This window comes from Corynebacterium testudinoris, assembly GCF_001021045.1.
Taxonomy (GTDB): domain Bacteria; phylum Actinomycetota; class Actinomycetes; order Mycobacteriales; family Mycobacteriaceae; genus Corynebacterium; species Corynebacterium testudinoris.
In genome coordinates this window covers 69178-96123 of sequence record NZ_CP011545.1, presented here as the reverse complement: position 1 = coordinate 96123, position 26946 = coordinate 69178, and the positions used below count along the sequence as shown (strand labels likewise).

Annotated in this window: 26 protein-coding genes; 8 read left to right on the top strand and 18 right to left on the bottom strand. The window is 63.6% G+C overall.

What is annotated here, in order from left to right; genetic code table 11:
• Positions 1 to 2 precede the first annotated feature (2 nt).
• Entirely contained in the window at positions 3 to 818 is an 816-nt protein-coding gene (locus CTEST_RS00485) for a hypothetical protein (RefSeq protein WP_047252063.1), read from the top strand.
• Positions 819 to 942: 124 nt separating this feature from the next.
• Here CTEST_RS00485 and CTEST_RS00480 read toward each other — a convergent pair.
• From CTEST_RS00480 to CTEST_RS00460, 4 genes are all read right to left on the bottom strand, one after another.
• A protein-coding gene (locus tag CTEST_RS00480; protein WP_407919233.1) for an IS3 family transposase occupies positions 943 to 2135 on the bottom strand; the annotation gives its coding sequence in 2 pieces (ribosomal slippage) (positions 943 to 1848 and positions 1851 to 2135; 1191 coding nt in all).
• 193 nt (positions 2136 to 2328) lie between these two features.
• Complete coding sequence (locus CTEST_RS00470) at positions 2329 to 2940, bottom strand: LutC/YkgG family protein (protein ID WP_047252061.1); 612 nt, start codon at positions 2938 to 2940, stop codon at positions 2329 to 2331.
• Entirely contained in the window at positions 2941 to 4449 is a 1509-nt protein-coding gene (locus tag CTEST_RS00465; protein WP_047252060.1) for a LutB/LldF family L-lactate oxidation iron-sulfur protein, read from the bottom strand.
• Positions 4446 to 5255, bottom strand: a complete 810-nt coding sequence (locus CTEST_RS00460) for a (Fe-S)-binding protein (protein ID WP_047252059.1) — start codon at positions 5253 to 5255, stop codon at positions 4446 to 4448. The genes CTEST_RS00465 and CTEST_RS00460 overlap by 4 nt, the downstream gene beginning before the upstream one ends.
• A gap of 173 nt (positions 5256 to 5428) precedes the next feature.
• On the opposite strand from CTEST_RS00460, the gene CTEST_RS00455 reads away from it, so the two are divergent.
• The 3 genes from CTEST_RS00455 (at position 5429) to CTEST_RS00445 (ending at position 8317) form a co-directional block, all read left to right on the top strand.
• Entirely contained in the window at positions 5429 to 7099 is a 1671-nt protein-coding gene (locus tag CTEST_RS00455; protein ID WP_047252058.1) for an L-lactate permease, read from the top strand.
• An 85-nt stretch (positions 7100 to 7184) separates the two neighbouring features.
• Positions 7185 to 7901 carry a FadR/GntR family transcriptional regulator gene (locus CTEST_RS00450; RefSeq protein WP_047252057.1) on the top strand — a complete coding sequence of 239 codons (717 nt, stop codon included), beginning with the start codon at positions 7185 to 7187 and terminating at the stop codon, positions 7899 to 7901.
• 137 nt (positions 7902 to 8038) lie between these two features.
• The gene (locus CTEST_RS00445) at positions 8039 to 8317 is read left to right on the top strand and encodes a DUF1540 domain-containing protein (RefSeq protein ID WP_047252056.1); all 279 of its coding nucleotides are present in this window, start codon (positions 8039 to 8041) and stop codon (positions 8315 to 8317) included.
• Between the two features lie 64 nt (positions 8318 to 8381).
• Here CTEST_RS00445 and CTEST_RS00440 read toward each other — a convergent pair whose 3' ends face one another.
• Positions 8382 to 9161 carry a hypothetical protein gene (locus CTEST_RS00440; RefSeq protein WP_047252055.1) on the bottom strand — a complete coding sequence of 260 codons (780 nt, stop codon included), beginning with the start codon at positions 9159 to 9161 and terminating at the stop codon, positions 8382 to 8384.
• Between the two features lie 152 nt (positions 9162 to 9313).
• Here CTEST_RS00440 and CTEST_RS00435 point away from each other — a divergent pair, with 152 nt between their 5' ends.
• On the top strand, positions 9314 to 10099 hold the full coding sequence (locus tag CTEST_RS00435; protein ID WP_083985374.1) for a CPBP family intramembrane glutamic endopeptidase: 786 nt from the start codon (positions 9314 to 9316) through the stop codon (positions 10097 to 10099).
• On the opposite strand, the gene CTEST_RS00430 is transcribed toward CTEST_RS00435, so the two are convergent.
• From CTEST_RS00430 to CTEST_RS00395, 8 genes are all read right to left on the bottom strand, one after another.
• Positions 10096 to 10785 carry an RNase H family protein gene (locus CTEST_RS00430; protein ID WP_158408138.1) on the bottom strand — a complete coding sequence of 230 codons (690 nt, stop codon included), beginning with the start codon at positions 10783 to 10785 and terminating at the stop codon, positions 10096 to 10098. The two genes, CTEST_RS00435 and CTEST_RS00430, sit on opposite strands and share 4 nt — an antisense overlap.
• Before the next feature lie 33 nt (positions 10786 to 10818).
• The gene (locus tag CTEST_RS00425; RefSeq protein WP_047252052.1) at positions 10819 to 11025 is read right to left on the bottom strand and encodes a hypothetical protein; all 207 of its coding nucleotides are present in this window, start codon (positions 11023 to 11025) and stop codon (positions 10819 to 10821) included.
• 98 nt (positions 11026 to 11123) lie between these two features.
• On the bottom strand, positions 11124 to 12551 hold the full coding sequence (amn, locus tag CTEST_RS00420) for an AMP nucleosidase (protein ID WP_236686109.1): 1428 nt from the start codon (positions 12549 to 12551) through the stop codon (positions 11124 to 11126).
• 718 nt (positions 12552 to 13269) lie between these two features.
• Positions 13270 to 14211, bottom strand: a complete 942-nt coding sequence (locus tag CTEST_RS00415; protein WP_047252051.1) for an HtaA domain-containing protein — start codon at positions 14209 to 14211, stop codon at positions 13270 to 13272.
• An 84-nt stretch (positions 14212 to 14295) separates the two neighbouring features.
• The gene (locus CTEST_RS00410) at positions 14296 to 15159 is read right to left on the bottom strand and encodes a heme ABC transporter ATP-binding protein (RefSeq protein WP_083985370.1); all 864 of its coding nucleotides are present in this window, start codon (positions 15157 to 15159) and stop codon (positions 14296 to 14298) included.
• Positions 15156 to 16211, bottom strand: coding sequence for a FecCD family ABC transporter permease (locus tag CTEST_RS00405; protein ID WP_047254113.1), 1056 nt, complete (start codon positions 16209 to 16211; stop codon positions 15156 to 15158). Before CTEST_RS00405 ends, CTEST_RS00410 begins: the two co-directional genes overlap by 4 nt.
• Positions 16212 to 16240: 29 nt before the next feature.
• Positions 16241 to 17305, bottom strand: a complete 1065-nt coding sequence (locus CTEST_RS00400) for a heme/hemin ABC transporter substrate-binding protein (protein ID WP_047252050.1) — start codon at positions 17303 to 17305, stop codon at positions 16241 to 16243.
• The gene (locus CTEST_RS00395) at positions 17305 to 19101 is read right to left on the bottom strand and encodes an HtaA domain-containing protein (protein ID WP_052844254.1); all 1797 of its coding nucleotides are present in this window, start codon (positions 19099 to 19101) and stop codon (positions 17305 to 17307) included. Before CTEST_RS00395 ends, CTEST_RS00400 begins: the two co-directional genes overlap by 1 nt.
• A gap of 107 nt (positions 19102 to 19208) precedes the next feature.
• On the opposite strand from CTEST_RS00395, the gene CTEST_RS00390 reads away from it, so the two are divergent.
• On the top strand, positions 19209 to 19658 hold the full coding sequence (locus CTEST_RS00390) for a hypothetical protein (protein ID WP_047252049.1): 450 nt from the start codon (positions 19209 to 19211) through the stop codon (positions 19656 to 19658).
• A 12-nt stretch (positions 19659 to 19670) separates the two neighbouring features.
• Here the strand turns inward: CTEST_RS00390 and CTEST_RS00385 are convergent, their stop codons facing one another.
• Positions 19671 to 20342, bottom strand: a complete 672-nt coding sequence (locus CTEST_RS00385; protein ID WP_311775556.1) for a biliverdin-producing heme oxygenase — start codon at positions 20340 to 20342, stop codon at positions 19671 to 19673.
• Positions 20343 to 20544: 202 nt separating this feature from the next.
• Positions 20545 to 21057 (bottom strand): ferritin, encoded by a 513-nt coding sequence (locus CTEST_RS00380; RefSeq protein WP_047252048.1) that lies wholly within the window; start codon positions 21055 to 21057, stop codon positions 20545 to 20547.
• A gap of 70 nt (positions 21058 to 21127) precedes the next feature.
• Between CTEST_RS00380 and CTEST_RS00375 the strand changes: the two genes are divergently transcribed.
• On the top strand, positions 21128 to 22087 hold the full coding sequence (locus tag CTEST_RS00375; RefSeq protein WP_047252047.1) for an esterase/lipase family protein: 960 nt from the start codon (positions 21128 to 21130) through the stop codon (positions 22085 to 22087).
• Here the strand turns inward: CTEST_RS00375 and CTEST_RS00370 are convergent.
• The 3 genes from CTEST_RS00370 to CTEST_RS00360 all read right to left on the bottom strand — a co-directional run bounded on the left by CTEST_RS00370 (position 22084) and on the right by CTEST_RS00360 (position 25182).
• Positions 22084 to 23010 (bottom strand): Sir2 family NAD-dependent protein deacetylase, encoded by a 927-nt coding sequence (locus tag CTEST_RS00370; protein WP_236686108.1) that lies wholly within the window; start codon positions 23008 to 23010, stop codon positions 22084 to 22086. The two genes, CTEST_RS00375 and CTEST_RS00370, sit on opposite strands and share 4 nt — an antisense overlap.
• Positions 23011 to 23014: 4 nt before the next feature.
• A complete protein-coding gene (locus CTEST_RS00365) occupies positions 23015 to 24367 on the bottom strand; it encodes an aspartate aminotransferase family protein (RefSeq protein WP_047252046.1) in 1353 nt (450 codons plus the stop codon).
• 71 nt (positions 24368 to 24438) lie between these two features.
• Complete coding sequence (locus CTEST_RS00360; RefSeq protein ID WP_047252045.1) at positions 24439 to 25182, bottom strand: SDR family oxidoreductase; 744 nt, start codon at positions 25180 to 25182, stop codon at positions 24439 to 24441.
• Positions 25183 to 25194: 12 nt separating this feature from the next.
• Between CTEST_RS00360 and CTEST_RS00355 the strand changes: the two genes are divergently transcribed.
• On the top strand, positions 25195 to 26607 hold the full coding sequence (locus CTEST_RS00355) for a succinic semialdehyde dehydrogenase (RefSeq protein ID WP_047252044.1): 1413 nt from the start codon (positions 25195 to 25197) through the stop codon (positions 26605 to 26607).
• Positions 26608 to 26946: the final 339 nt, after the last annotated feature.

Below are 26946 nucleotides of genomic sequence, written 5' to 3'. Positions count from 1 at the left end.
TCATGCTGTCTTCCGATTTAGCCGCCGTCGGCTTCGATGCCCCGACGTACGCGGAGCTCGCTGATGCGGCATCGTACCGAGGCCTCACCAAGTTCAACGGTTCGGATGCCTTCGACGAGTTGCTAATTTACAACGATCCCAGCGGCGCCCGACTAATTATGGCTGTGCAGGGGACAGAGGTCACGATGTTCCCCTCATTCACGGTGGAGACAGCCTTCTGGCCAGCGACCGCAGGGATGATCGATGATCTCACCGCCCTGGTATACCTCTTCAACACTCAAGGCGAGCCATGGTGCGCCTTTACCGCACTTGTCGACGAGCCCTTCACCCTGCCCTTTATCGAGGCCTCAGGACTTGTCGACGTCTGCTCAGACTTCTACCCAGAGCTCCGCGTAGCAACATTGGCAATGGATACCGAGATCTATCCAGATGTCTCAGCATGGGCCCAAGCCACCATATGGGACCCATTCGCCGGGCCTCCAGAGCCAGGGGAATTGTACAATCCATTTGTCGAGGACTACCTCGGCGGTGCGACTCCTTCAGAACTGGGCAACGGCACGTTACTCACACTTCAGGTTGACGCCGTAGAAACCAGAACTAATCACCTCACCGGCCTGAATTTTCACGTCGCCACCGGTGAGATCAAGGGCCGTTCCACCCCGCTGCAGGTGTGCCTATCTGCCGAGCATTCATCGGAACTCAAGGTGGGTTGCGTTATCGAAGGTGCTGTGCAAATGATCGCCACCGACGGTCTATGGGACGGCCTCCGGGACTACCAACAAGCGAACCCTGATCGGGACGGGGGTCAGAGCTTGTAGAGCAAATATCCCTATGGCCTAGCTCTTTCAACCCGCAACTTGTGGAACTACTCAACGAGGCAATTAATCAGCCGATTGCATCGTCTGTCCCGGGTCTGCTGCACGATCAGGTGACAGTGGTTAGTCACGCAGCCTGATCGGCTGGTGTGGTCATGATTGTCTCGAACTCGATCGGGGTCAAGCGGCCTAGGCGGTCCTGTCTGCGGCGTCGGTGGTAGGTCCTCTCGATCCAGGTAACGATGGCGATCCGGAGCTCTTCTCGGCTGGCCCATGCGCGGCGGTCGAGGACGTTCTTCTGCAGGAGTGCGAAGAAGCTCTCCATGGCTGCGTTGTCCCCGCACGCACCGACGCGGCCCATGGATCCGGTCATGTCGTGAATGCCCAGAGCGCGCACGAATTTCCGGCTACGGAACTGAGACCCGCGGTCGGTGTGGACCACGCAGCCGGCCACGTCGCCGCGGCGGGCGACCGCGTTGTTGAGGGCAGCCACGGCTAGGCGGGACTTCATCCGCGAATCGATCGAGTACCCCACGATCCGGTTGGAGTAGACATCCTTGAACGCACAGAGGTAGAGCTTGCCCTCATTGGTCCAGTGCTCGGTGATATCGCCGATCCACAATTCGTTCGCGCCATCGGCCTTGAACTCGTGCCGGGTTCTGCCCTCCTCATCGGTGACGGCGCAGAGGTCATCGTGGACCGGTGGACCGGGCTTCTTACCGTTCTTGCCGCGTTTCTTCCCGAACACCGACCACCAGCGGTTGTCTGAGCAGATCCGCCACGCAGTGCGCGCTGCCATCGGTTGACCGAGATCGCGGGCCTCATCCACCAAATAGCGGTAGCCGAACTCGGGATCATCCCGGTGGGCGTCGAACAAGGCATTGGCACGGTAAGCCTCATTCAGCTCTGCATCGGTGATCGGGTCCGCCAGCCACCGGTAGTAGGGCTGGCGAGCAAGATTGAGCACCCGACACGTCACCGTGACGGGGACACCGTCCACGGCCAACTCACGAACGAGCGGGTACATCATTTTCCCGGCAGATTGGCCTGCGAGAGATACGCCGCGGCACGGCGGAGGACCTCGTTCTCCTGCTCCAAGAGACGGATCCTCTTCTTGGCGTCGCGCAGTTCAGCCGACTGAACCTGAGTCGAGCCCAACACTTCACCGTCCTCGAGGTCAGCCTTCTTCAGCCACGAGTACAGGGTAGTGAAGTGGACCCCGAAGTCCTTGGCGATCTGGGAGAGCTCGACACCGGGCTCACGATTCCGTGCGACACGGACAACGTCATCGCGGAACTCTTTGGGATAGGGCTTGGTCACGGTGTACATCCTTCCAGCCCAACCATCTGATTAGGCTGCTCGGTTGTCACCTGATCGTGCAGCAGACCCCCCCGGTGATTTCACCCCGTCGAAAGAGCCCGGATTCAACCCAAAGGGGCACATGAGAGGACTCGTATCGACGGGGTGAAATCACACACGTCCAGTCAGGGTCAAGGTCCTAGCCGTGCACCCCCTACCCCAGCAGCACCACATCCAGGGTGCGGGGACCGTGGACGCCTTCGACGCGCTCGAGCTCAATGTCCGAGGTGGCGGAGGGTCCGGAGATCATGGTGATCGGGGCGGTGGGTTCGACTCGTTTGAGGGCTTCGGGGATGAGTTCGACGATGCTGTCCACGGGCACGATGCAGATGTGGTGGTCGGGGACGAGGGAGATGGCGCGGCGTCCTTCGTTGTCGCGGCCGCTAAGGAAGATCGTGCCGGTTTCGGCGCAGGAGACGGTGGAGGAGGTGATCACGCCGTCAAGGGCGTCGAGGTCGCGGACACCGAGCTGTTCGTCGACGACCGGTTCGATGGAGCCGGGGAGCCATTCGAGCGGGAGGCCGGCGGGGATGACGATACGGGCGCCGTCGTTGAGCAGTTCGGCGATGCGGTTAGGCAGGGTTTCTGCGGTTTCGCGGTAGACGCCAGCCTTGTAGTCGATGAGGCGATCTTCCAGCATTTCCAGGAGGTCCTCGCGGCCCATGGTCGAAGTCTGGCGGTAGGCGCGGGGGACCTCGGGGGCGGCGGGGTGATCGTGGAGTGCGTTGTGGATGCGGGAGAGGATCTCGGTTTTGGCGTCAGACATTTAGTTCTCCTCCGGTGCGGTAGCGCCATCGACGTCGAGTCGGTAATCAGTCTCCGACGAGTGCTTGCTCCACCAGTTGCGGAAGGAGCTGGTGGGCGGGGTGGGTACGACGCGTTCTTGGGTCCAGCCGCTGGCGACGCCGGGTAGCCAGGCGATTCCCTTGCGTCCGACGAGTGCGCCGAGCGGGAGGAAGCGTTCCGCCAGGGACATGAATACGCCGGAGGACATCATGATGGATGCGCCCTTCATCAGCAGATCGAACTGCGAGGGGATCTTGTTGTCATGCGCCTCGACGGCCTGGGCACGCAGGTGCACGAGGATGTCGGGGATGTTGATCTTCACGGGGCAGACTTCGTAGCAGGCGCCACACAGGGAGGAAGCGAACGGCAGGGTGGCGTTCTCCTCGGAGGTGATGCCGGTGAGCTGCGGTGACAGGATCGCGCCGATGGGCCCCGGGTAGGTGGAGCCGTAGGCGTGACCGCCGGTGTGCTCGTAGACGGGGCAGACGTTGAGGCACGCGGAGCAGCGGATGCAGTGGAGAGCGGAACGGCCGGCGGCGTCGTCAAGCACGGCGGTACGACCGTTGTCCAGCAGGACAACGTGGACATCCTGCGGGCCGTCACCAGGGGTGACTCCGGTCCACATCGAGGTGTAGGGGTTCATGCGTTCGCCTGTCGACGACCGCGGCAACAGCTGGAGGAACACCTCCAGGTCGTCGAAGGTCGGGACGATCTTTTCGATGCCCATGACGGTGATGAGCGTGTCCGGCAGGGTGAGGCACATGCGGCCGTTGCCCTCGGACTCGACGACCGTGAGGGTGCCGGTGGAGGCCACACCGAAGTTCGCGCCGGAGATGGCGACGGAAGTGGAGAGGAACTTCTCGCGGAGGTGGCTGCGGGCAGCTTCGGCCAGCACGCCGGGCTCATTGGTCAGTGACTCGTCGGTCTCGGGCATCTCGCGGACGAAGATCTCCCGGATCTCGTTGCGGTTGCGGTGAATCGCGGGGACGAGAATGTGGGAAGGCTTGTCGTGTCCCAGCTGGACGATGAGCTCGGCCAGGTCGGTTTCGAAGGCGGAGATGCCTTCTTCCTCGAGGGCTTCGTTGAGGCCGATCTCCTGGGTGGCCATGGACTTGACCTTGATCACCTCGTCGACGCCCTTGGCCTTGATGAGGTCGGCGACGATGCGGTTGGCTTCTTCCGCGTCCCGCGCCCAGTGGACGGTGCCACCGCGGGCGGTGAAGTTGCGCTCGAACTCCTCCAGCAGCTCGGGTAGGCGAGCGCTGACGGTTTCCTTGAGGGCGGAGCCGGAGTTGCGCAGATCCTGCCAATCGGGCAGCTCATCAACGACGCGCTGGCGCTTGCCACGAATAGTGTGCGTCGCGTGGTGGATATTCGCGCGCATCTGCTCGTTGCGCATCTCCTTCTTCGCCGCATCGGGGAAGGGGACGTCGATATGGATGTTGCCTTGACCGTGCACGACTGGCATGCCGAGGGTGACGGGGCTCATCGCGAGGCTCCTTCCGGGATTGCATGGCTGTAGCCGTGGGAGAGGTCGAGGGGATTCTCGCGGGTGGAGGCGAGGATCTCAGCGAAGTGCAGGGTCTGCATGCCGGACTCGCCGCGGTGGCGAATCGCACCACCGATGTGGAGGAGGCAGGCGGCGTCGCCACCGGTGCAGATCTCGGCGCCGGTGGACCGAATATTGCCGATCTTTTCTTCCGCCATCGCGCCGGAGACATCCGGGTTCTTGAGGGAGAACGTGCCGCCGAAGCCGCAACACTCGGCGGCATCGGGGAGCTCCCGGAAATCGATGCCCTCCACCGAACGCAGCAGCGTGGGCTGGCGATCACCCAGGTTGAGCAGGCGCTTTCCGTGGCAAGACGGGTGGTAAGTCACCGAGTGGGGGAAGTAGGAACCGAGCTGCTTGGCAGCATCGGTGACCCCCAAGACGTCGATAAGCAGTTGAGAAAGCTCATACGTGTTATCGGCCACAGCCTGGGCATCGCGGGCCAGGCCTTCGTCGCCGGCGGCGCGAGCGACCATCGGCTGCTGGTGGCCGAGGGAGGCGACGCATGAGCCAGACGGGGCGACGGCCACGTCATAATCGGCCTGCTGGAAGGCCTTGACGTGGTTTTTCACCACCGGAAGCGCATCGTCGAGGTAGCCGCTGTTAACGTGCATCTGGGAACAACAGCCCTGACCGGTGGGAAAGACGACTTCGTGGCCGAGTCTTTCCAGGATGCGGACGGTGGCTAGAGCCACCCGGGGGTACATCGCATCAACGATGCAGGTGGAGAATAAGGCGATCTTCATGAAGCCTCCAAAGTCGATTGCCTGTGGTCAGACCATGATATGACAGTGAGCAGGATCACGCAAGTTAGTGATACCCCACCAAATCACTTGACCCTGTGACCCGTGCCATATAACGTCTCTGTGGACTGACCATAGTGGTCAGGCCATACTCTACGGATTCACAGGAGACACGCGTGAGCACCTATACCGCGCTAACCGACGCCGTCGGCGGCAGTCTCGCCGTCTCGGCCCTCGTCGGCACATTGCCCCTGATCACCTTCTTCGTCATGCTGCTCGCGGTTAAGGCGCGAGCTCACGTATCGGGTCTGACCGCCTTGGCCGTCGCCATCCTCGTCGCCATCTTCGGTTTCGGGATGCCATGGGATTTGGCCATGCTCTCGGCCTCCCAAGGCGCCGTGTTCGGCTTCTTCCCGATCGTCTGGATCGTCGTTCTCGCCCTCTGGTTCTACCAAGTCACCGTCCTCTCCGGACGATTCGAAGACATGCGCACCATCTTCGACACCATTGGCGGCGGTGACCTGCGCATTCAGGCCATCCTCATCGCCTTCTGTTTCGGTGGACTCCTCGAAGCCCTCGCCGGCTTCGGCGCACCCGTGGCCATCACCGCGACGATGATCCTGGCGCTAGGCCTCAAGCCGCTCAAGACCGCCACCGTCGTCCTCATCGCCAACACCGCCCCCGTGGCCTTCGGCGCCGTGGCCATCCCCATCACCACCGCCGGAACCATCACCGGCCTCGACTCCGCCCACATCGGCGCCGTCGTCGGACACCAGGCCCCCTTCTTCGCCGTCATGGTGCCGTTCATCCTGCTCCTGATCATCGACGGCGTGCGCGGCATCAAGGAAGCCTGGCCCGCAGCGCTCGTCATCGGCGCCTCCTTCGCCATCGCCCAGTGGTGGTGCTCCACGCACTTCTCCTACGAGCTCACCGACGTCGTCGCCGCCCTCGCTGGCCTGGCCTCCGCCGTCATCCTGCTTCGCTTCTGGCACCCGCGCGGCGCCGACCGCGTCCGCGAAAGCCTCGGCGTGGAGAAGCCCCCGGCACCGGAATCCCTCACCCCGGGCCGCGTGTGGATGGCCGTCCTCCCCTACGTCCTCGTCGTCGCCGTCTTCGGTGTAGCCAAGCTGTGGACCTGGGGCGTCAACATCCCCGCCGCACTCGCCGCTACCGACGTCAAGATTCCGTGGCCGGGCCTCGATGGCCGCCTGCTCAACGCAGCTGGCGACCCCATCACCGGCACCATCTACAAGTTCCAGTGGCTCTCCAGCCCCGGCACCTTGCTGCTCATCTCGGGCCTCCTCGTGGCCATCATCTACTCCTCCTTCAACGGCAACGGCCGCTTCAAGCTCTCCATCAGCAATGCCCTCGCTGAAATCGGCCGCTCCTTCTGGAAGATGCGCTGGTCCGGGCTCACCATCGTCAGCGTTCTCGCCCTGGCGTACGTGATGAACTTCTCCGGCCAGACCATCTCCATCGGTACCTGGGTCGCTGGTGCGGGCGCCGCCTTCGCCTTCTTCTCCCCGGTCCTCGGCTGGCTCGGCACCGCCGTCACCGGCTCGGACACCTCGGCCAACGCCCTGTTTGCCAACCTGCAGAAGACCGCCGCCGAAGGCGCTGGCCTGGATCCCTACCTCATGACCGCCGCCAACACCTCCGGTGGCGTCGTGGGCAAGATGATCTCCCCGCAGTCCCTCGCCATCGCCGCCACCGCGGTCGGCATGGAAGGCAAGGAATCCGCCATCTTCCGGTCCGTCGTCTGGTGGTCCCTGGGCCTGCTGTTCCTCCTGTGCTGCTTGGTCTTCCTCCAGTCCAACGTCTTGTCCTGGATGCTGCCCCCCGCATAAGGGCACCCTGGGCCCTTGCCTAGAATGTTCCCCTGGACCTTCTTCAAGGGCCCTTATCACGCAGTATTCAAGGAGTCCCCCTGCCATGGCAGCCCCCACCCGCGCTTACTCCATCGTCCTCGACTGGTTGGAAGCGCGCCTGCGTTCCGGTGAAATCTCGGTCGGCGACAAACTGCCGGCCGAGCGCCAACTCGCCGAGGACTTCGGCATTTCCCGCGCCTCTGTGCGCGAGGCAATCCGCGTCCTCGATGCCATGGGCCTCGTCCGCTCCTCCACGGGCTCGGGCCCGAACGCGGGGGCCGTGGTCATCTCCGAACCTTCCGCCGCCCTTGCCTGGGCACTGCGGATGCACGTGGCCACGCGGTCGTTGCCGGTGCGCGACATCGTCAACACCCGCGTACTCCTAGAAACCCAGTCCGCGCTGGAAGCCGCGGTGGCACCGGACTCTGATCTACGCGAGTCCTGTCTCGCCCGGGCCGGGTACCTTTTGGGTCTCATGGACAACCCCGAGCTGCCCGCCGACGAGTTCCATCGCTATGACGCCGAGTTCCACATTTTGCTCGCTTCCCTCACCGGCAACGTCGTCGTCGAGACCATGATGGATTCTCTCCGCCAAGCCACCATTGGCTATGTTCAGGAGACCGTCGCGGCGGTCAGCCACTGGCCAGAAATCAGCCGCTCCCTGCAGGAACAGCACCATCGGATCTTCCACGCCGTGCGTGAGCGCCGAGGTGAAGACGCCTCCCTCGCCCTCGAGGAACACATTCTCTGGTTCTACAGTTTGCTGCCCAACCGGGACTAGTTGGTCATCGATCTAGACCCGCCGTAGTGCGCAAGGCAGGCTAACCTTCCTTGTTTCCCCAGGTCATCGCCTTTATCATGGGGGACATCAGATACGCGTCGACACCAGAAGATCTCACATCCAAGGAGAAACGCATCATGTCCACCATCACCAAGGTCTCTTCCTGCACCACCACCGCCTGCGCCTTCAACAATGATGGCTGCACCGCTTTCGCCATCACCGTTGGCGGCACCGAGGCAGCTGCCTGTGGAACCTTCTCCACGCTCGACCTGCGCGCCGGACTTGATACCGCTGACGGCCACGTCGGAGCGTGTCAACGTCTGGACTGTAAGCACAACGAAAACCTCATGTGCACCTCCGCCAGCATCGACATTGTCGGAGAGGCCGCCAACTGTGCAAGCTACGCAGCTCGCTAATCACGGCAAGAGTAAACGCGCGGAACCCTAGCAGGGGTTCCGCGCGTTCCTCGGTTTCCGGGTATCAGATACGCGGTGAAGCGTTCCGGTCCGAGGCAGGTACGGCCAGGACATCGACTGCCCGGGCCAAGTCTTCGATAGTGGTGACCCGCTCGGCGAACTGCACGAGCACGGTGGTGACCCGGTCATCGGTGGCCTTGAGCAGCACGATTCCGCGGGGATCAACGTCCGCAACCCACAGGCGGAAATGATGCGATGAGCACAGCGGCTGCACGCGATCTGCCAGGAGAATGCCCGGGAGGTTGCCGCCCAAAACGTCGTCGATGAGCTGGGACTGGCGCCACACCGGAAGGCGATCAACCGCCTCGCGAGCGTCGAGTTCGCGGGCATCAAGTTCCCGCGAGTCCAACTTTCCTTCGATGAGCTCATCGAAGGAGGTGCGCGTGGTTCCCTGCGGGCCGCGGATGAACACGTTGTCCAGCTTGAGTACACCGAACCTGAGGTACGGGTTGGGGTCGACGTCGAGGCCCTCCACCGCAGCCCCCGGCTCGACCCACGTGATGTCTGCGAGGGCGTGCAGGCTGGCGACGGTGATGTCTACGTCGAATTCGAGGGACTTCTTGATCCCATCCACGCGTACTGCTGTCTCCCCCGTACGGTCGCCCATGCGCTCCGTGTCGGCGGCGGCGCAGGCAACCACCAACTGGCCGTGCGCATTGATGCCGTGCGCGAGGACCGGGAAGTGAGCGGTGGAGTCGACGCGATAAGGCACCAGCGACAATGCGCCGGCGCCATGAAAAATACGTCGAGCCAGGCTCTCTGCGTACGTGGTGGTGCTGATCATAAGCGGTTCTCCCTAACCTAAGGTAAGGCTAACCTAGAACACGTTGTGATGCGCGTCAAGTGCATTCACCGACATCCACCAGATTTTTTCTTCCGCCTGCCCCCTTTTGGAGGGCTTGCGAGCACCTGGGAGCAGCCCGATAGTCTTACACAATGCCCAGAGACACGTACACCGCAGCGGTTCGCCCAGATCTAACGAACGAGGACCGTCGCTGGGGACCATGGGATTTCTTCGCGCTAGCCGCCGTACCTGCCATCTTGCTGGCCGGTTACCTGATCCACTTGACTCACCTCTCCACACTCAGTGCCGCCAGCGTCGATTCCGCCTTCCGCTTGCTCATCGGCGCCGCATTGATCATTGGCTATGCCCCCATGTTCCGCACCCACTGGGCCGCATTGAAACGCGCGCCGTGGCGAAGCGCCGGCATCATCATCGCGGGAGCAATTGGACTGCAGGTAGTCATCTTCCTCACCCGCCAGCTCATGGACGCGGTGGGAGTGTCCCTGACCAGATCCACCTCGGGTGGCGAGCTCCCGGCCGACAATTCCCCGGATCCTCTGACCGCTCCGTGGCTCACCATGGCGGCCCTCGCCTTCGTGCTGCTCTCCCCGAACATCACTGTGTTCATCGAGGAGGTTGTTTTCCGCTACACCCTGCTGGCCAAGCTGCCCGTGTGGGGCAACGCGCTGAAGCTAGCCGCCGCCACCCTGGCTAACAGCATCCTCTTCGGCCTCGTCCACTATTGGAATTTCAACGGCGGCATCGTGGACACCATCCCCTACATGGCAGCAGGCCTGCTCATGAACCTCGTGCTTATCTGGACGAGAAATGCCTGGATCCCCGCCCTCATGCACTTGGTCAACAACGCCACCCTGACTTACGGCGGCTTGGTTTTGATTGTCATCCTCCGACTCCTCGGCGTGGACACCGGGGCCTAGCCCGCGTACATTGCGGGGCGATAGTCGCGGGAGCGTGACGCCGGTACCAATTCGAGTCCGGGCTTCAGTGCCTTCGCTAATTCCGCGCGCAGCCGCTGGGGGACCTTGTCCCCTTCGGCGCCGAGCTGGAATTGCACGCTGCGGCGCGCGGCCATCGCTAAGCGATCTGCACAGTCGTTGAGAACGTGCCCATTGTGTCCGCGCACCCAATGCACCCGAAGATCCACTCCCCTGGCGCGCACCGCGTCGACTCGTCGAATGCAGAGCTTCTCCTCATTGCTTCTCGACGTCCGCCCCACCAGGTCCGAGCCATTCAGCCGTCGCCACACCACTTGGGAATCGGTGAGGATGTGGATGGTGGGTGCCTGGCACCACCAGGTCTGCAGCGCCAGATCCACGGCGGCGAACTCCCCCGCCGCGATCGACGGCGTCTGGATGGTCGTGGAAGCGATCTCACCGGAGGAGTTTGCCGCGCCCAATCCGGTGAGCTTCCCGGAGAACCCCCGGGACGCGTCGGTCGCGATCACCAGCGGCGGCACCGCCTTCCATTCCTCGGTCGCACACTCGGTGTGGAACCGCTCCGCGCAGCGCCGGGCAGTTTCCCCCAGCCGCTGACCAGTCACCACCTCCCGCACATGCAGGCCAGGAAAGAGCGCAGCCTCCTCCTTGAGCAAGCGGCGCACCACGGAATCAACGACATAGATGATGAGCCCCGTCTCCTAGTGCGCGTGCCACAGCTGCAAAAACGTCTCGATGACATTCTCCCGGCCGATGCACTCCCTATCCTCGCCCTCCTCCACGGCGTGCCAGCGGACCTCGGCCACCCCATCAACCGCGTAGGTGATCAACTGGCGAGCCGGAGCACCGTCACGCTTGGGGAAGAAGCGGTGCTGAATGCTAGCGACTGGAATGTGGACCGTACTCATGGCGCTTCTCCTTCGGCTGTTGGTTCCTGCTTGGCGCCACTATCGCGCAGGGTGCCAACATGGCCTCAGTCATACTCGAACGCCGGTTCGCCAGCTGGCTACCTAAACGGCACCTCACCAATCGTGCGGCGCAGCTTCCTCGTGCGCAACCGCTCCGGGTTGCGCGCCATCACCTCCACGGCCCTCACCGCGCACATCACGTGCGCCTGTTTCGAGTTGGAGTAGAACGCCTGCGCCTGCGCCGGCAACTTGGGCACAGCGTGCAGCGGCAGGTCGGAGACAGAAAGCAGCGTGCCGTAGGGGATGCGATAGCGGTAACCATTCGTCGCCAACGCACAGGATTCCATATCGACGGCCGCGGCAGTAGATCCGCGCAACCACTCCCACAACTCCCGCGGAGTCTTCCATTCCCAGTTGCGGTCATCGGTAGACAGCACAGTGCCGGTGCGCATGAGGGATTTATCGTCGCCGTAGATTGCCTCCACGGAGCTCTCCAACGTCCGTTGAATCTCAGGGACCGCCGGGATGGGGATATCCCTCGCGATACGCTCGTCGAGAATCCCATCTTTGCGCTGATAAGCATTGCCGAGGATGAGATCACCGATGCGCATGCGCCCATCCAGACCCGCACAGTGCCCAATCATGATCCACGCCTCAGGCCGGAGCACGGCGAGGCAATCGGTGATCGTCTTGGCATTCGAGGGGCCCACGCCAATGTTGAGCATCGTGATGCCATCGCCGTCACGAGTACACAAGTCATAGCGCGGCATTTGATACTTCGACCCGAGGTCAAGGTCAGTGTCATCGAGCCGAGCCGCGTGATCGCGACTAATCCGCGAACCCGACGGCAGGACCAGAGACGTGTATCGGGAATCATCGGCGGCCAGCTGCTCCACACCGAAACTGACGAACTCCGTCGTGTGCATGTCGTAGTTCGTAAACAGGATGTACTTCTGCAGCGACTCCACCTCGATGCCGGTGTAGTGCTCGATCCGCGCACACGCGATGTCGAATCGTTGCGGCCCAAAGTGGAAAAGTGGCTTCTCCGGCCCGTGGAATGCGTCCCAATCACTATCGACGATCCCGTCATGCACATGATCCAGCGTCGGCCGAGGAATGCACTCCGCAGCGTCTCCCGCCCTGCGGGCCTCCGAAATCCCCTCAACACCGCGGATGTACTCCGGTGGAATGCGCACCTCGGACGGGCCCACGTAAATGTCGCAGGGGTAGTTGCCCGTCAAGCGAGTCAGCTGTTCAAGGAGATACGCCCGCATGAGGTGGGGCTTGGACAAGGTGGCAGAATAGCGCCCCGCCTCGTCGACATATCCAAAAGGCTCCGAACGATCAATCGGATGCCACTCCTTCACATCCACAACGAGCTTGGGATACACAACATCCCGATAGGCCTCGTACGTGCCATCCTCTAAGACGGTGCGGGCCAACTCCGCCGAGCGATCATAAAGCTCAACAAGCTTATCGACGGCCCCCTCAACATCAACTACCCGGGTCAGTTCCTGATCTCTCACGGTCCATGTCCTCCTTTCCAGCGAGGATAGTGCCGTTGCCGACTTCCGGCGAGGCGACTGGGATCCCCGACCCCGTTCCCCAAATGGCAATTCGAGCAGACCCATCAATCGAGTGGACAGTGATCGCTACTCGATTAATCGGCCCACTCACATCGGCTTTCTCAAATCACCCTTAACCACAGTGCGCAGCTGCGCACACTGCGCGCCCGTGACCAGCACAAATAGGCTGCCGGGTGGACTGTGCCCCCTGCGCAGCACCTCAGCACAATCCCGTTTCCCAAATGGCAATTCGAGCAGACCCGTCTATCGAGAGGGCGGGGATCGCTACTCGATTAATCGGCCTACTCACATCGGTCTTCTCAAATCACCACAAAACGCCGTGCGCGCTGTGATGCTCCGTAAACAGGCCACAACAACTGGGTCCCGGCGAACCATGACCTTGCGCAGTGTGCGCAGCTGCGCACACTGCAAGCCCCTGACCAGTGCTCATAGACCACGCAAAAACACAGACCCGGAGGGACTACCAGTCTCCGGGTCTGCGCCAGCAATGAAGAGTTAAGGGCTACGTATCGAACGGCCTCCCAGGGGGTCGAAGTCAGATGGTTTTTGTCTCAGTTGGCGGTAAGAGTTGGAGGTCCCGAACCGCTAACTCGACTATAGGTAAGGCTACCCTTAACCGCAAGGGGTTGAGCAAAATTAGTTTGCCGCGACCCTAGTTTTAGCGAACCCAGCCGAGGTGCTTAGCGATTGCGACCAGGGCGGCGCCGATAGCTCCGACACCCAGCACGCTGGAGAGGATCGAGATGATCGTGCCGAAGAAGCCCTTCTTCTTGATGTCATCGATGGTCTGGTCGACGCTGGAACCTTCCTGCGCATTCTCGGTTGCAGCAGGGGTAGAGGGCGAGGTCGGATTGGGGGTCGTCGACGGCTTGGACGGCTCGGTGGGCTTAGCCGGCTCGGAAGGCTTGGTGGGCTCCACAGAAGTAGTGGTCTCTTCCGGAGCGGTGGGCTCCACAGAAGTAGTGGCTTCTTCCGGAGCGGTGGTCTCTTCCGGAACCTCGGCGATGTCAACATTGGTTAGGTTGATGTTGATGGGATCGAGCACATCACCAACCTTGTAGAAGCCCGCGAACACAGCGACTCCGGTGGATGCCAACTTAGAGTTAGCCTTGAGAGTGCCGGGCTTAGTGAGGTCAACGTCGCCCTCGAAGGTCAGGTCTGCCAAGACCTGATCCTGGCCATACTCCATCTTCGCATCAGGGACGTAGGGAAGAGAGGCGTAATCCACAGTGAGGGTGCCAGTGTTGCCGTTGACGTTGACCTTGAAGTCGCTAAAGGTCAGATCGAGCTGGCCACTGTGCCCCTGGAAATGTACGGAACCATCGAAGTCGAGAACACCCTGATCCTTGGCAGTAACAGTGGTCCCCTCGGAGTCCAGTGGCATGTTCAGCACAGCGTCAGCCCAGGTGGCATTGTCGCCCGGGGTGATCGACCCCTTAGCAATAGGGCTCTTGATGTACTTACTGAAGCTGGCCTTCACTCCCCAGGTGGCATTGCCTTCGAGGGTGATGTTTTCCTGGGCGTGGGCGATGGGGGTGAGCAGGCCGGCGGTGAGGATGGCGGCGGTGGAGCTGGCGATGATTCGGGTGGTGGTTTTCACGTGGAGTGAACCTTTCTTAGTGGAGCAGAAGCGTGGAATGAGATGGAGCTGTGCGTTGGGTTAGCCCAACCGACAGCAGTCAGCTTAGGATAGGCTTGCCTTGGTCTGCCAATTTCTTGGCAAAGTGGGGTTTAACTCACCCCCCTCGGCACCCCCAAGGAGGGATGCGAGCTCGTGAGACACCAGTGCTTCCCCGCGGGTGGGCAGCACTTGGGGGACCCCCGCGGGGCCGGTGGTGACGTGGATGGGCCAGCCGTAGACGTCGGAAAGCACGTCCTCGCGGATGACTTCCGGGACGGACCCGGAGGCCGCGACCTGACCGTTGGCCAGGCAAACGATGCGGTCGCAGTAGGCTGCCGCGGCGTTGAGGTCGTGCAACACCACGACCACGGCTTTGCCCGCGGCAGCGAGTTGGCGGACGAGCCCCAGGGATTGCTCCTGGTGGCGGATGTCCATGGCGGCGGTGGGTTCGTCGAGAAGCACCACGGGCGTTTGTTGGGCCAGCACGCGCGAGAGGGCAACCCTGGCTCTTTCACCACCCGACAGGGTGGTGATGTCGCGGCCTGCGAGGTGGGTGACACCGGTGGCGGTGAGGGCGGCGTCGATAAGCGAATCGTCGTCGGAACGGCCCCAGGGGCGGCGACCCATCTCCACGACATCGCGGACGAGGAAAGCGAAGGCGACGGAGACGTCCTGCAGCATGACCGCACGCAGGCGGGCCAGTTGCTTGACGGAGACCTCCCGCGGTGAGGCGCCGGCGACCTCGACGTGCCCGGCGCTGGGGACCAGGTCGCCGGACAAAACGGACAATAGCGTGGATTTTCCGGCACCATTCGGCCCGATGAGGCCGACGACTTCGCCGGGGAATACGTCTAAGGAGACGCCCTCGAGGATCGTAGTGGAGCCGACGCGCACGTGGACGTTATCCGCGCAGAGTAATGCACTCATCTGCCGTGCCCCTTTCGCATCATGCGGCGCAGGAGGATGAAGAACGTCGGGCCGCCGACAAGCGCCGTGAAGATGCCGATAGGCAGGTCAGCGAAGGGAATGACCGTGCGCGCGGCGATGTCGGCCAACCCGATGAGCACCGCCCCGCCGAGCGCTGAGGCGGGCAGAATGAGGTGATTCGATGGGCCCGCGATCGTGCGGATGATGTGCGGGACGATGAGGCCGACGAAGCCGATGAGCCCGGCGTAGGACACGGCGGCGGCGGTGAGCATGGTGGCGGTGATGATCGCCACGGCGCGCAGCCGTCCGACATCGACGCCGACGTGTGATGCCGCCTTGTCCCCTAGCGACAGCACGTCGAGGTGCCTGCCGAGGAACAGCGCCACCGCGATACCCACGGCCACGATGACTGAGACCACCGATACGTGACTCCACTGCGCACCACCCAGCGAGCCCATCTGCCAGAACACGATCTGCTCGCGGGAGGTCGTCGGCGCGAGGAACACCAGGAAGGAGATCGCCGCCCCGGCTACCGCATTGACCGCGATGCCGACGAGGATGAGGTTGATGACGCGGATGGAACCGTCGAAACGCGCGAGGCCATACACCACCACCGTGGTGAGCAGGCCCGCGATGAACGCAAGGAAAGGCGTCGTCGACGCGCCGAGAAAGTTCCAGCCGAACACGATCGCAGCCGCCGCGCCCACGCCGGCACCGCTGGTAACGCCGATGACCGACGGTTCCGCCAGCGGATTGGCAAACACGGCCTGCATGAGTGCGCCACCCACACCGAGCGCGGCGCCAACCAGCAGGCCCAGCACGACGCGCGGGATCCGGATCTGCCAGATCACCGATTCACTGAGATCGCTCACGCCCATGGGGCCGAGCAGGAGGATCCGCGGTAGCTCGCGCAGCGGAATCTCGAACTGCCCGACCAGCAGCGACACCACCGATGTCGCCACCACTCCGAAGCACAGGGCGATGAGGAGGATGACGCGCCGGAGCGCGCGGCGTCGGAAAACGTCATTGCTTATCGACGCCCCGTCCCCCATCGTCACCGGCGACACCGTCACCGTTGCCGTCACTGACCCTCCCCGAGGTAAAGCGCCTGCGCGGAGCGCAGCAACATCTCACCGGTCTGCGGGCCGAAGGCGAGGGACTGGCCGTCGGGAAGCGCGAGGATGCGTTGCTTCTGGCCCGCGATGGTCTGCGCGACGCCGGGGCGTTTGAGCAGTCCTTCGAGATCACCGGTTGATTCGAGGCCGCCTGTCATCATGATGAAGACTTCGGGGTTGAGCTCGGCGAGGGCTTCGGCGCTGGCGGGTGAGGGCGCGCCGACACCGTTGTCCGAGGCCACGTCGATGCCACCGAGGCCCTCGATGAGCCCGCGGGTGCCGTCGTCCTCGCCGAGGATGAAGAACACACCGCCCTCGCCACGCGCGTAGAGGAATGCCATGCGCAGCGGCTCCGCCGGGGCGATCTCCGCGATCGCCGCCCGATCGTTCTCCAGGTCCGTGAGGGAGCGATCAGCCAACTTCTGGCCCTCCTCCGGAAGCCCGACAACGGAGGCAACGTCCATGATGTCCTGGCCGATCGTGTCCAGCGAACGAGCCGGATTCATCACGACGACCGTCACCCCGGCCGCGCGGATCTGATCGATGGCTTCGCGGGGCCCCACGGAGTGATCGACCATGACGAGGGTGGGGCGCAGGTTCAACACTGCCTCGACGTTGAGGCCGTGGCCGCCTTCCGTCACGGTCGGCAGGTGAGCCAGAGACGGCTCGGTGGAGCTGATGGTGCGGCCGATGATGTTCTCGCCAAGACCGATCCCGCGCAGCGTCTTGGTATACGTGCCATAGAGGTCGAGGGCCAGGATGCGGGAGACATCGGTGATGGCGACGTCGTAGCCGTCGGCGTCGACAAGCTCTACTGGCAGCGCCGGGGACGCGCTGGTGGTGACGGGTTCCACCTCCGACATCTCGCCGACCGTGGCCACGCCCGTCATCTCACGAGGATCAGTGACATTGGCATTGCTTAGCTCCGCGCGGAGCTGTTCATTCGCACTCGAGGACCCCTGATCCCAGGAAGAGCAGGCACCCAGTCCGAGGGTGGCCGTGAGGACCACCGCCGTAAGCAGCTTTCGCATTACTGCCCACCCATCGTGGGATGGCGGCGCACGAAGCCACTGAGCGATCCGCCAGCCACGATGAACGCGGCGACGAGCAGCAGGATCATGGTGGCCACGCGGTCATTGCTCAAACCAGCGTTCTCACCGGCAGCCTTGATGCGGAACTGATCACCCGAGCCAGCCTGCAGGCCAGCGCTCGTGGTGGTCCCACCACTGTTGGGCAGCGCACCCGGCGTCGCAGCCGCGCCGCCGGCCTTGAGCGCCGCAGCCTTCGCGGCGCCGCCACTGCTACCTCCGGCGGAGGAACCGCCCGCCGTCGGCGCCGCGCCCTGACCTGCAGCACACGCCGCCGCCCCACCAAGGGTTGCGGTGAAGGAAATCGGATCAAGCGCATCGCCAGCGGGGTAGAAATCGCCGAAGGCCTGCGAACCAGCCTGGGTGAGGATGGTCTGGGCGGTGCCCGATGCCGAAGTATCCCCCAGGTCCAAGGCGCTGAAGTTCAGCTGGGCCAACGCGGTGCGACCGTAGTCGTTGGGAACACCCTCGACCGAGTTCGATGTCACGTCGGCCACCAAAGCCCCCGAGGTGCCATTAAACTGGATCTCAATATTGCTAAAGCGAGTGTCCAGCGTGCCACCGTGGCCGGTAAATCGAATCATGCCGGGGAACAAAATCGTGCCCGTCTGCGCCGCCGGATCAATCGCGCCGGAATTGCCGGAGAACACAAATTCGCTGCCCTGCTCGCCGATCCCGGTCAGCTCCCAGCCGCCCTTGGCGATACCGCCGTTGATGTAATTCCGGAACGACTGACGCACACCCCACAGAGCCTGCGCCTGGGTCACGCCGCGCGAAGAATCCGCCGTACAAACGTCACCGCTCCCCGTGGGCGCGCCAGCTGCGCCCGCTCCGGTTCCGGCCCCTGTCCCGGCGGCACCGGCGGCAGTTCCGCCGCCTGTCCCGCCGGTGGTTCCAGCAGTCGTGCCACCCGTCGAGGGCTTCACACCAGTGCTTGCCGACGCCGCCGTTTCTTCCGGTCCGAAGAGGGTATCCACGTGGCCCAACAGCTTCGTGGTGTTGGACAGCAGGGTGTTGGTTTCGGAGAACGCAGAGTTCAGTTCCTTCAAAGAACCCGTGATGCCACCCTGGCCAGCGGAGTTCACCGGGCGGGCGCCACATTCGGTGCCGAGGTTGAGGGTGCCGCCGGAGTTATCGAGCTCCTCGTTGAGCTTATATGCTCCAAAGAGCTTGACCCCCGCCTGCGTGAGGTTAGTGGTTCCTGAGAGATTCACGGTCGCGGCATCGCCGTCAAAGGCCTGGTCAAGGGACACGGTGGCGATGATCTGGTCGTCTTCGATCATGCGCGGGCCACCGCCACCCGCGATACTCACAAACTCCACGGCATCGTAGTCAACCGAAATTCCGGCGCTGTTCCCATCGATGATGAGCTTGAAGTCGCTCATCTTCGTATCCAGCACGCCATCGTGTCCGGTGAAGTGGACGGAGCCATCGAAGGGGATGACTGCTTTACTCGCTTCGATGGTGGCGGCACCAGGGCTGGGGGTGAAGTTGAAGGCGGAGCCGTCGTAGTTGAGAGACTCGGTGGTCCAATCGCCCTTGGCTACGTTGCCGCGGATGTAGCTCCGCCAGGATTCTCTGATGCCCCAGTCCCACGTACCTCCCACCGCGCCGATGCGACCATCGGCACACGTTTGGGCTTCGGCTGTCACTGGGGAGACCACGGGGATCGCCAGGGTGGTGGCAGTCAGCGCGCCGACCGCTAGGGCGGCTAGTCGGCTTGTCCGGTGTGAAGACAAAACTATCATTCTCCTTTAGGTAAGGCTGCCCTGTGTTAGGTTTGGCTAGCCTAGCATTCTATGGTGAATATCCTGATAATCGATCGGCCCCGAAGGACACCCCCGGCATGACACTGCACGACCCCCGCTTCGACACCCTGTATCCCGATGTCGACCCCCAGGACTCCCTGCCCCTTTCGGTCGCGGAGCGGCTCGCCATTTCTGTGGCGGGCGGGGTGCTTGCCTTCGGCGCGGCTTACGGCGATCTCATCATCACGGGTGTCGGTGCCGCGCTCGTGCTCCTCGCCCTGTTCGCCGCATCGCGGAACACCGGGCGAAGGATTCGCTCCGAGGCGCGTGATCGCTTCCCCCAGCTGGAGTGGTCCGAGAACAATTTCATCGAGCACCGCTGGATGAGCTGGGCCCTTCCCCTGGCCTGGCTCGGCATCGCAGTGCTATCGCTTCTGGTGCTGTGGCTGGTCCCGCCGGCGTTTGCCCTTACCGGCGCGACGGCGGTTGGCCTGGTCAGCGCGGCGATCCTGTGGTTTGCCCCAGGGTTGTCGCCGCGCTGGTCATAGTCGCGAGAGGGGCTAGAAGCGGTCGGAGACGCTGCAGTGGCGATCGGCGAGGTCTTGAAACACCCTCCCGTTGGCCGCGAAAGCCTCTTGGGCGGCAGCGACGAGATGGGCGGACTGCTCATCGGTGAGCTCTAGACCGTCGAGGGCACTGCGGTAACCATCGCGGTAGGGCTTGATCTTGCCGATGTCGTTGAAGCGGTAGAAGTTCACTCCCGCGTCAGTGACGCCGTAGCGGTCGCGGAGCATGCGGGCAATGACTTGCCCTCCGGAAAGATCGCCCAGGTAACGCACGTAGTGATGGGCCAGCAGGGCGAGGTCATCGCCGGTATCGGAGAGCCCGGTGAGCAGCTCCACGAAGGCAGCGGTGCCCGGCCCCGGGACAATCTCCTCGCGCCATTCCGGCCCAATGAGTTCCACCAGGTCGGCCTCGAGGGCATAAACGCGCTCGAGGCGCTGGTCCGCCACAGCGGAGAGGAACGGCCCGTCTCCGTTGGCCCGGACGCCCTCCTCCAGCGCGCGGTAGATGAACCACAGCTGGGCGGTGTAATCAGCCACGGCGGCGCGCGTGAGCGATCCCGCGACGAGGCGGGACATAAACGGAGACTTCTCCGCGTAGCCATGTGCGGCGGCGGTGGCGTCGCGGAGCAGGTGGGACAGGGGCTGGCGAGTGGCGGTGAGCATCATTCGGCCTTCCAAACTCAAACTTTCGATTTAGGTCACCCTTAGTTGGGTTAGCCTCACCTTAATTTGACTTGCGGCGAGAAAGCCAGACCGCGCACCAAAAATCCTCCTTTCGGATGACCCCCGGCCACCAGACCGCGGTGGCGAAACACACAAAAATCCCCCGGCCACGCGAACGTGACCGGGGGTACGGGGGTGGTGCCGCTTACTGCGGGCCGCCAGCGGGCGTGCGCTCGCCGCCCATCTCGGTGTCGATGCGCAGCAGACCGGAGCCGTTGTCACCGACGAGGTTGAGCTGATCAACGATCTCGGACACGGTCGCCTCTTCCTCAATCTGCTCGTTGAGGAACCAGTTGACCAGGGAACGGCTGTCGAAGTCACGGACCTCATCAGCCACCTGCGCGAGGTTGCGGATCATGCCGGAGACCTTCTGCTCATGCGCGAAGGCAGCCTTGAAGGCGTCCAGCGGGGAGGTGATCTCCAGCTCGGCGAGGGAAATGTCAGACAACACGACGCGCTCGCCGCGGGCCAACAGGTGGTCAGCGATCTTCTGGGCATGCATGCGCTCTTCATCAGCCTGGGCTGCCATCCAGGTGCTCATGCCGGGGAAGCTCAGTCGATCCAGGTCGTAGGCGAGCTGGGAGTAGATGAGGGAGGCCTGGTGTTCGGCGATTACCTGGGCATTCATGACGTCACGCAGTTTCTGGTCCATGTTCATGTTCACCATGCTAGGGGTAAGTGGCACATCTGTCATCGTCGGCTGCGGAATTTGTCGTTAGCATGGTGACATGGCCACCAATCATTTGGCTGAACTCCAGCGAGACCTCAGCATCCGGATCACTCGCATTCTGCCCACCGGAGTGGTGCGCAGACACGACAGCGCCGAGGATGATGACCCGGAGACCGTCAACACCGCCGAAGCGGACATCGCCGAAGACGCCCAGAGTGAGACCGTCGAGCAGCGCTACATTCGCTCGAGCAATTTCCCCCTGGCCGCCCGCCGGCCGCCGCGCGGCCACGTCGAAGACGATTGGCGCGCCCGCCCCACCAAGGAACGCCCCTGGCCGGTGGTTCTCATCCACGGCACGAGCGATTCCAACGGCATCTGGGAGAAGTTGACCCACAACCTGCGCACCGACGGTTGGGCGGTGTTCATCCCGGGCTTTGGCAATCGCAGCACTCTCACTGTTGAGGAGTCCGCGTCCCAGGTTGGCGCGTACGTTGACGCGGTGCTCACCGTCACCGGAGCCGAGAAGGTCATCCTGGTCGGCCATTCCCAGGGCGGGGTGGTCGCGCGCTACTGGATGCACGTGCGGGGCGGGGCACCGAAAGTTAAGCACCTCGTGAGCCTGGCGGCGCCGAACCACGGGACGACGATGGGCGGCATGATCTCCTCCATCATCACCACCCGTACCGCGGAGTCGATGATGAACTCGCTGGTGCAGACGTGGTTTGGGCCCTCCGGGTTCCAGCTCATCACCGGCCACCCCATCATCAATGACATCAACGTCGACGGGGATACGGAAAGCGATGTTGGGTACACCTGCATTGCCACCCGCTACGACAGCCTCATCCAGCCGCCGGAAAGCTGCTTTTTGTACTCCGATGATCCCGAGGCGAACATCACGAACTTCTTCATCCAGGACATCGAGCCGCGGGCCCGGGTCCTGCATGAAGACATGCCTGTCGACGCCCGCGTGCGGCACGCCGTGCGTGCCGCACTGGATGCGATTGACCTGCCTGCCTAGATCCCGAGGGCGTCGAGAAGCTCGTCGAAAGCAGGTGCCACCTGCGTGCGCCACAGTGTCGTGGCCTGGGCGTCTGCCCGCCCGGGCCCGCCGTTGATGATGGCGAGTGGCTTGCGTTGGCGGCGAGCATCGAGCGCGAAGCGATAGCCGCTCATCACCGCCAGGGAGGAGCCCGCCACGATCAGCGAGGCGGATTGGCTTAAGATTTCCGACGCCCGCGCCTTCCGCTCCGCCGGCACCGGCTCACCGAAGTACACGACGTCCGGCTTGAGGCGTTTTGAGCCACAGCGCACACACCCGACCATGCGGAAGCGCTGCACGGTCGCCTCGGGCAAGGTGACATCGCCATCTGGGTTGACCAGCGACGGATCCAAGAAAATGGATTCGAAGTAGCCGGGGTTGTTGTCCTCCAGGCGCAAATCGAACTCCTCGCGCGGCTCCCGCATCCGGCAGTTGAGGCAGATGACGGTGTCCAGATCGCCATGCAAGTGCACGAGAGTGCGCGAGCCAGCCGCCCGGTGCAGCCCGTCGACATTCTGGGTCACCACCCCACTGATCACCCCGGCGCGCTCTAACTCCACGAGCGCGAAGTGCGTGCGGTTGGGACGAGCCGCGTCCATCTGCCGCCACCCGACGAAGCTGCGCGCCCAATAGCGGTGCGAGGCGGCCGGGTCGTGGCTGAATTCCTGGTACGTCATCGGCCGGTGCCGAGTGAGGCTGCCCCGCGGGCCGCGGTAATCGGGGATACCCGAATCGGTGGACACGCCAGCTCCGGTGAGCACCATCGCCGGCCCCTGGTCGAGCTGTTCTACCAGCTGCGACAGCGCTTGCTCGGGTGGGAGCGGCGTCGCCGTCTCCTCCACCACCCGCGCGATGGAACGCAGGGCCGAGCGGTGGAGATCGTCCTTGTCCAGCTCAGGCACCAGGCTAGTCCGCGTACTGAGCCAACCCGCCGAGGGCCTCGTCGATGATGTCGAGTCCGCGGACGAGGTCCTCTTCGGTGATGGTCAGCGGCGGAGCGACGTGGGTGCGGTTCATACCGATGAAGGGCCACAGGCCGGCCTTCTTGCAGGCAGCAGCGAACTCGTTCATCGGCTGCAGGTCCGCACCCTGGGCGTTGTAGGGCACGAGGGGTTCGCGGGTGTCCTTGTTCTTCACCAGCTCGATCGCCCAGAACATGCCGAGGCCACGGACATCACCGACGATGGCGTGCTTGTCGCGCATGGCCTCCAGGCGGGGGCGGATGACGCGCTCGGCGAGATCATTGACGTGGTCGAGCAGCTGCTCTTCCTCGAAGACCTGGAAGGTGGCCACAACCGGGGCGCAGGCCAGGGGGTGACCGGAGTAGGTGAGGCCGCCGGGGAACACGCGATCAACGAAGGTCTCGTAGATGGCATCCGACATGATGACGCCGCCGAGCGGGACGTAACCCGAGTTGGACCCCTTAGCAAAAGTGATGAGGTCCGGGGTCACGTCGAAATTGTCCACCGTGAACCAGGTGCCGCAGCGGCCGAACCCAACCATGACCTCGTCGGCGATGAAGAGGATGCCGTACTTTTCACACAGCGCCTTGAGGCCCTTGAGGTAGCCGGCCGGCGGGACGATGACCCCCATGCCGCCGACGACGGGTTCCATGATGATGGCCGCGATGGTGTGGGAACCCTCCAGCACGATCTGCTGCTCCAGGTGGGCCAGTGCGCGCTCGCACTCCTCCTCTTCCGAGGTCGACCAGAACGGCGACTGGTAGGTGTACGGGCCCATGAAGTGGACCACGCCCGAGTCGGTGTGGCGGTTGTTGAAGCGGCGCGGTTCGCCAGTCAAGGTGATCGCGGTGGCGGTTGCGCCGTGGTAGCTGCGGTAGGCGGCCATGATCTTGTCCCGGCCGGTATGAATGCGCGCCATCTTCACTGCATTCTCCACGGCCTCTGCCCCACCGTTGGTGAAGAAGACGTGGTTGAGGCCCTCCGGCGCGACCGAAGCAATGAGGCGGGCGGCCTCCGAGCGGGTGTCATTGGCAAAAGCTGGCCCGATGGTGCACAGGGTTGCCGCCTGATCCTGAATCGCCTTGATCAGCGTGGGGTGCTGGTGCCCCAAGTTGACGTTGACCATCTGGGAGTTGAAATCGAGGTATTCGTTGCCGTCGAAATCCCAGAAGGTGGCGTTCTTACCACCGGCTACGGGCACCGGGTTGAGGGCCCCTTGGGCGGACCAGGAGTGAAAAACGTGCGCGCGATCGAGGTCGAAGGCCCGCTGGCCTTGTTCCGGGGTGAGCTGTGCCATCAGTCATCCTCTTTCTACTGGGGTTGTTGACCTACCCTAACGCCTCCACCCACGTCACGTCCCGGGGTTTTCTAGTGCGCGAGAAATCGGGTGAGAAACGCCGCCACTCGGCCCGGCGCGAGCTTGCGGGCGAGGGTGAGCGACTTGTCCAAGGTGGATACCCCGTAGTGGACTTTGCCCCGCGCCCAGCGGCCCTCAGCCGTCGCGGCCTGGAAGACGACCTCGGCGACCTGGGCTGGGCTGATGCGCACCCCCAGCCGGTGGGAGGTCGCCGCGCCGACCTTTGCCAAGCTCATCTGCGCCCACAGCGGCGTGATGTCCACGACCCGGATCCCATCGCCGCGCCACTCCAGGTTGAGGGCCTCCGTCAGCCCCGAGACGTAGAACTTCGACGCCGAGTACGCGGCGATGCCGGGCTGGCCGTAGATGGCGGCGGCCGAGGACATGTTGACGAGCGTCCCACCGCCCTTCAGGTAAGGGTGAGCCGCCCGCGCGCCCAGGGTGACGCCGAGGCAGTTGGTATCGATCAGCTTTTCCACCTCCGCGGCGTCAGCCGCGGCGAGCGGACCGTCGACGATGATGCCGGCGTTGTTATCGACGACGTCGATACGCCCGCCCACCTGGCCGGCGAAGTCGGCCAAGGCGGCGTGCCAGGAGTGGGCATCGCGGACGTCGATAAGCCCGGCGATGACCTCCGAGGACCAGGTGACCGGTGCAATGTCATAGGCGCCGACCGTCCAGCCGGCGGCGAGGAAACGCTCGGCGACCGCGCGGCCGATTCCGGTGGACGCTCCCGTGATGAAGATCGATGGCATACGTTTGATCCTATGGAAGCCAGCGAAGTCCAGAGCGCTTGTGCCCGAGCCCGGCGCGCGCAGACCCAGTGGGCGCTCACCCCCGTGCGCACGCGCCGCGAGATCATGCTCCGGCTGCACGACCTCATTCTCGACCATCAGGTCGAGCTCATCGACCTCATCCAGACCGAGACTGGCAAGTCCCGCTCCAGCGCATTCGACGAGGTCATCGACGTCGCACTCACCGCCCGCCACTACGCCTACCGCGCCGGGCGCCTCCTGCGCACCACGCGCGTACGAGGTGCGCTGCCGGTGCTCACCCACACGACGGTGCAACGGTCACCTCGCGGCGTCGTCGGCATCATTGTCCCCTGGAACTACCCCCTCAGCATGGCGCTTTCCGACGCCATCCCAGCCCTCCTCGCCGGCAACGCCGTCGTGCTCAAACCCGACGAGAAAACCACCGGCACCGCCGTCCGCGGCCTCGAACTGCTGGAGGAAGCGGGCCTGCCCGGCCAGGTCATGCAGGTCGTCCCCGGCCCGGGCCCCACCGTCGGGCAGGAGATCGTCGAACAGTGCGATTACCTCATGTTCACCGGCTCCACCGCGACTGGTCGGAAGCTGGCGGCCCAGGCCGGGGAGCGCCTCATCGGCTTCTCCGCCGAGCTGGGCGGCAAAAACCCGCTCATCGTCTGCCCGGACGCGGATATGGAAAGGGCCGCGCGGGGCGCCGTGCAGGCGTGCTTCTCCAACACCGGCCAGCTATGCATCTCCATCGAGCGGATCTACGTCCACGAGGCCGTCGCTGATAGCTTCCTCAGCCGCTTCCTCGCCCTGGTCAACGACCTGAGCCTCGGCCACGGCTGGACCGATGACGTCGGCTCGCTCATCTCCGCCGAGCACCTCGCACGCGTCGACGAGCTGGTCAACGACGCCATCCTCCACGGCGCGCGCGTCCTCGCCGGCGGCCGCCCCCTCCCGGACCTCGGGCCAACGTTCTACGCCCCCACCGTGCTTATCGACGTCCCCCCAACCGCACGCCTCCACGCCGACGAGGTCTTCGGCCCCGTCGTCTACGTGGAAAAAGTAGCGTCCTTGGACGAGGCCGTGGCCAAGGCCAACGACAGCTCCTACGGGCTCAGCGCCTCCGTATGGGGCCGCGAGCGCACCGCCCGCGACGTCGCCTCCCGCCTTCAGGCCGGCGCCGTCAACATCAACGACGGCTTCGCCGCCGCCTGGGCCTCCCTCGACGCCCCCATGGGCGGGTGGAAAAACTCGGGCGTGGGCCGCCGCCATGCTGACGAAGGGCTGCTCAAATACACGGAAGCACGCACCATTGCAGCCCAACGTTTCTTGCCCCTGGCTGGTCCTTCGACCATGCCGAGGGAGCGCTACGCCTCGCTGTTAAGCCAGGCATTGCGCGTGGGCAAGCGGATCCTACGTTGAGGTTTTTTGTTGGTTCATCGTTTCATCCCCGGCGAGCGAAAAGATAATACTGCACACCCAGGTTGCCTCGGGGAGTCAATTCAGGATTCATGCCCACAGCGGGTAAGCCACTGGAATCAGCCATCGCAAAAAGTCGAGCTTTCGCGCAATTGACAGTCCACAAAATGGCCAAAAACAACTCTATACCGCGATGAGCATTCTGATTTTACAAAGCTTTACTCAATTACTCCATTTTTAGTAGGCTGCGCCTAGACCGCATTTCGCCAAGAGACCTAGGGAGATCACAATGGACTCGCGTCGTTCCATGGCCAGCGCTTTTGCTGGACTGCCATTTATCAC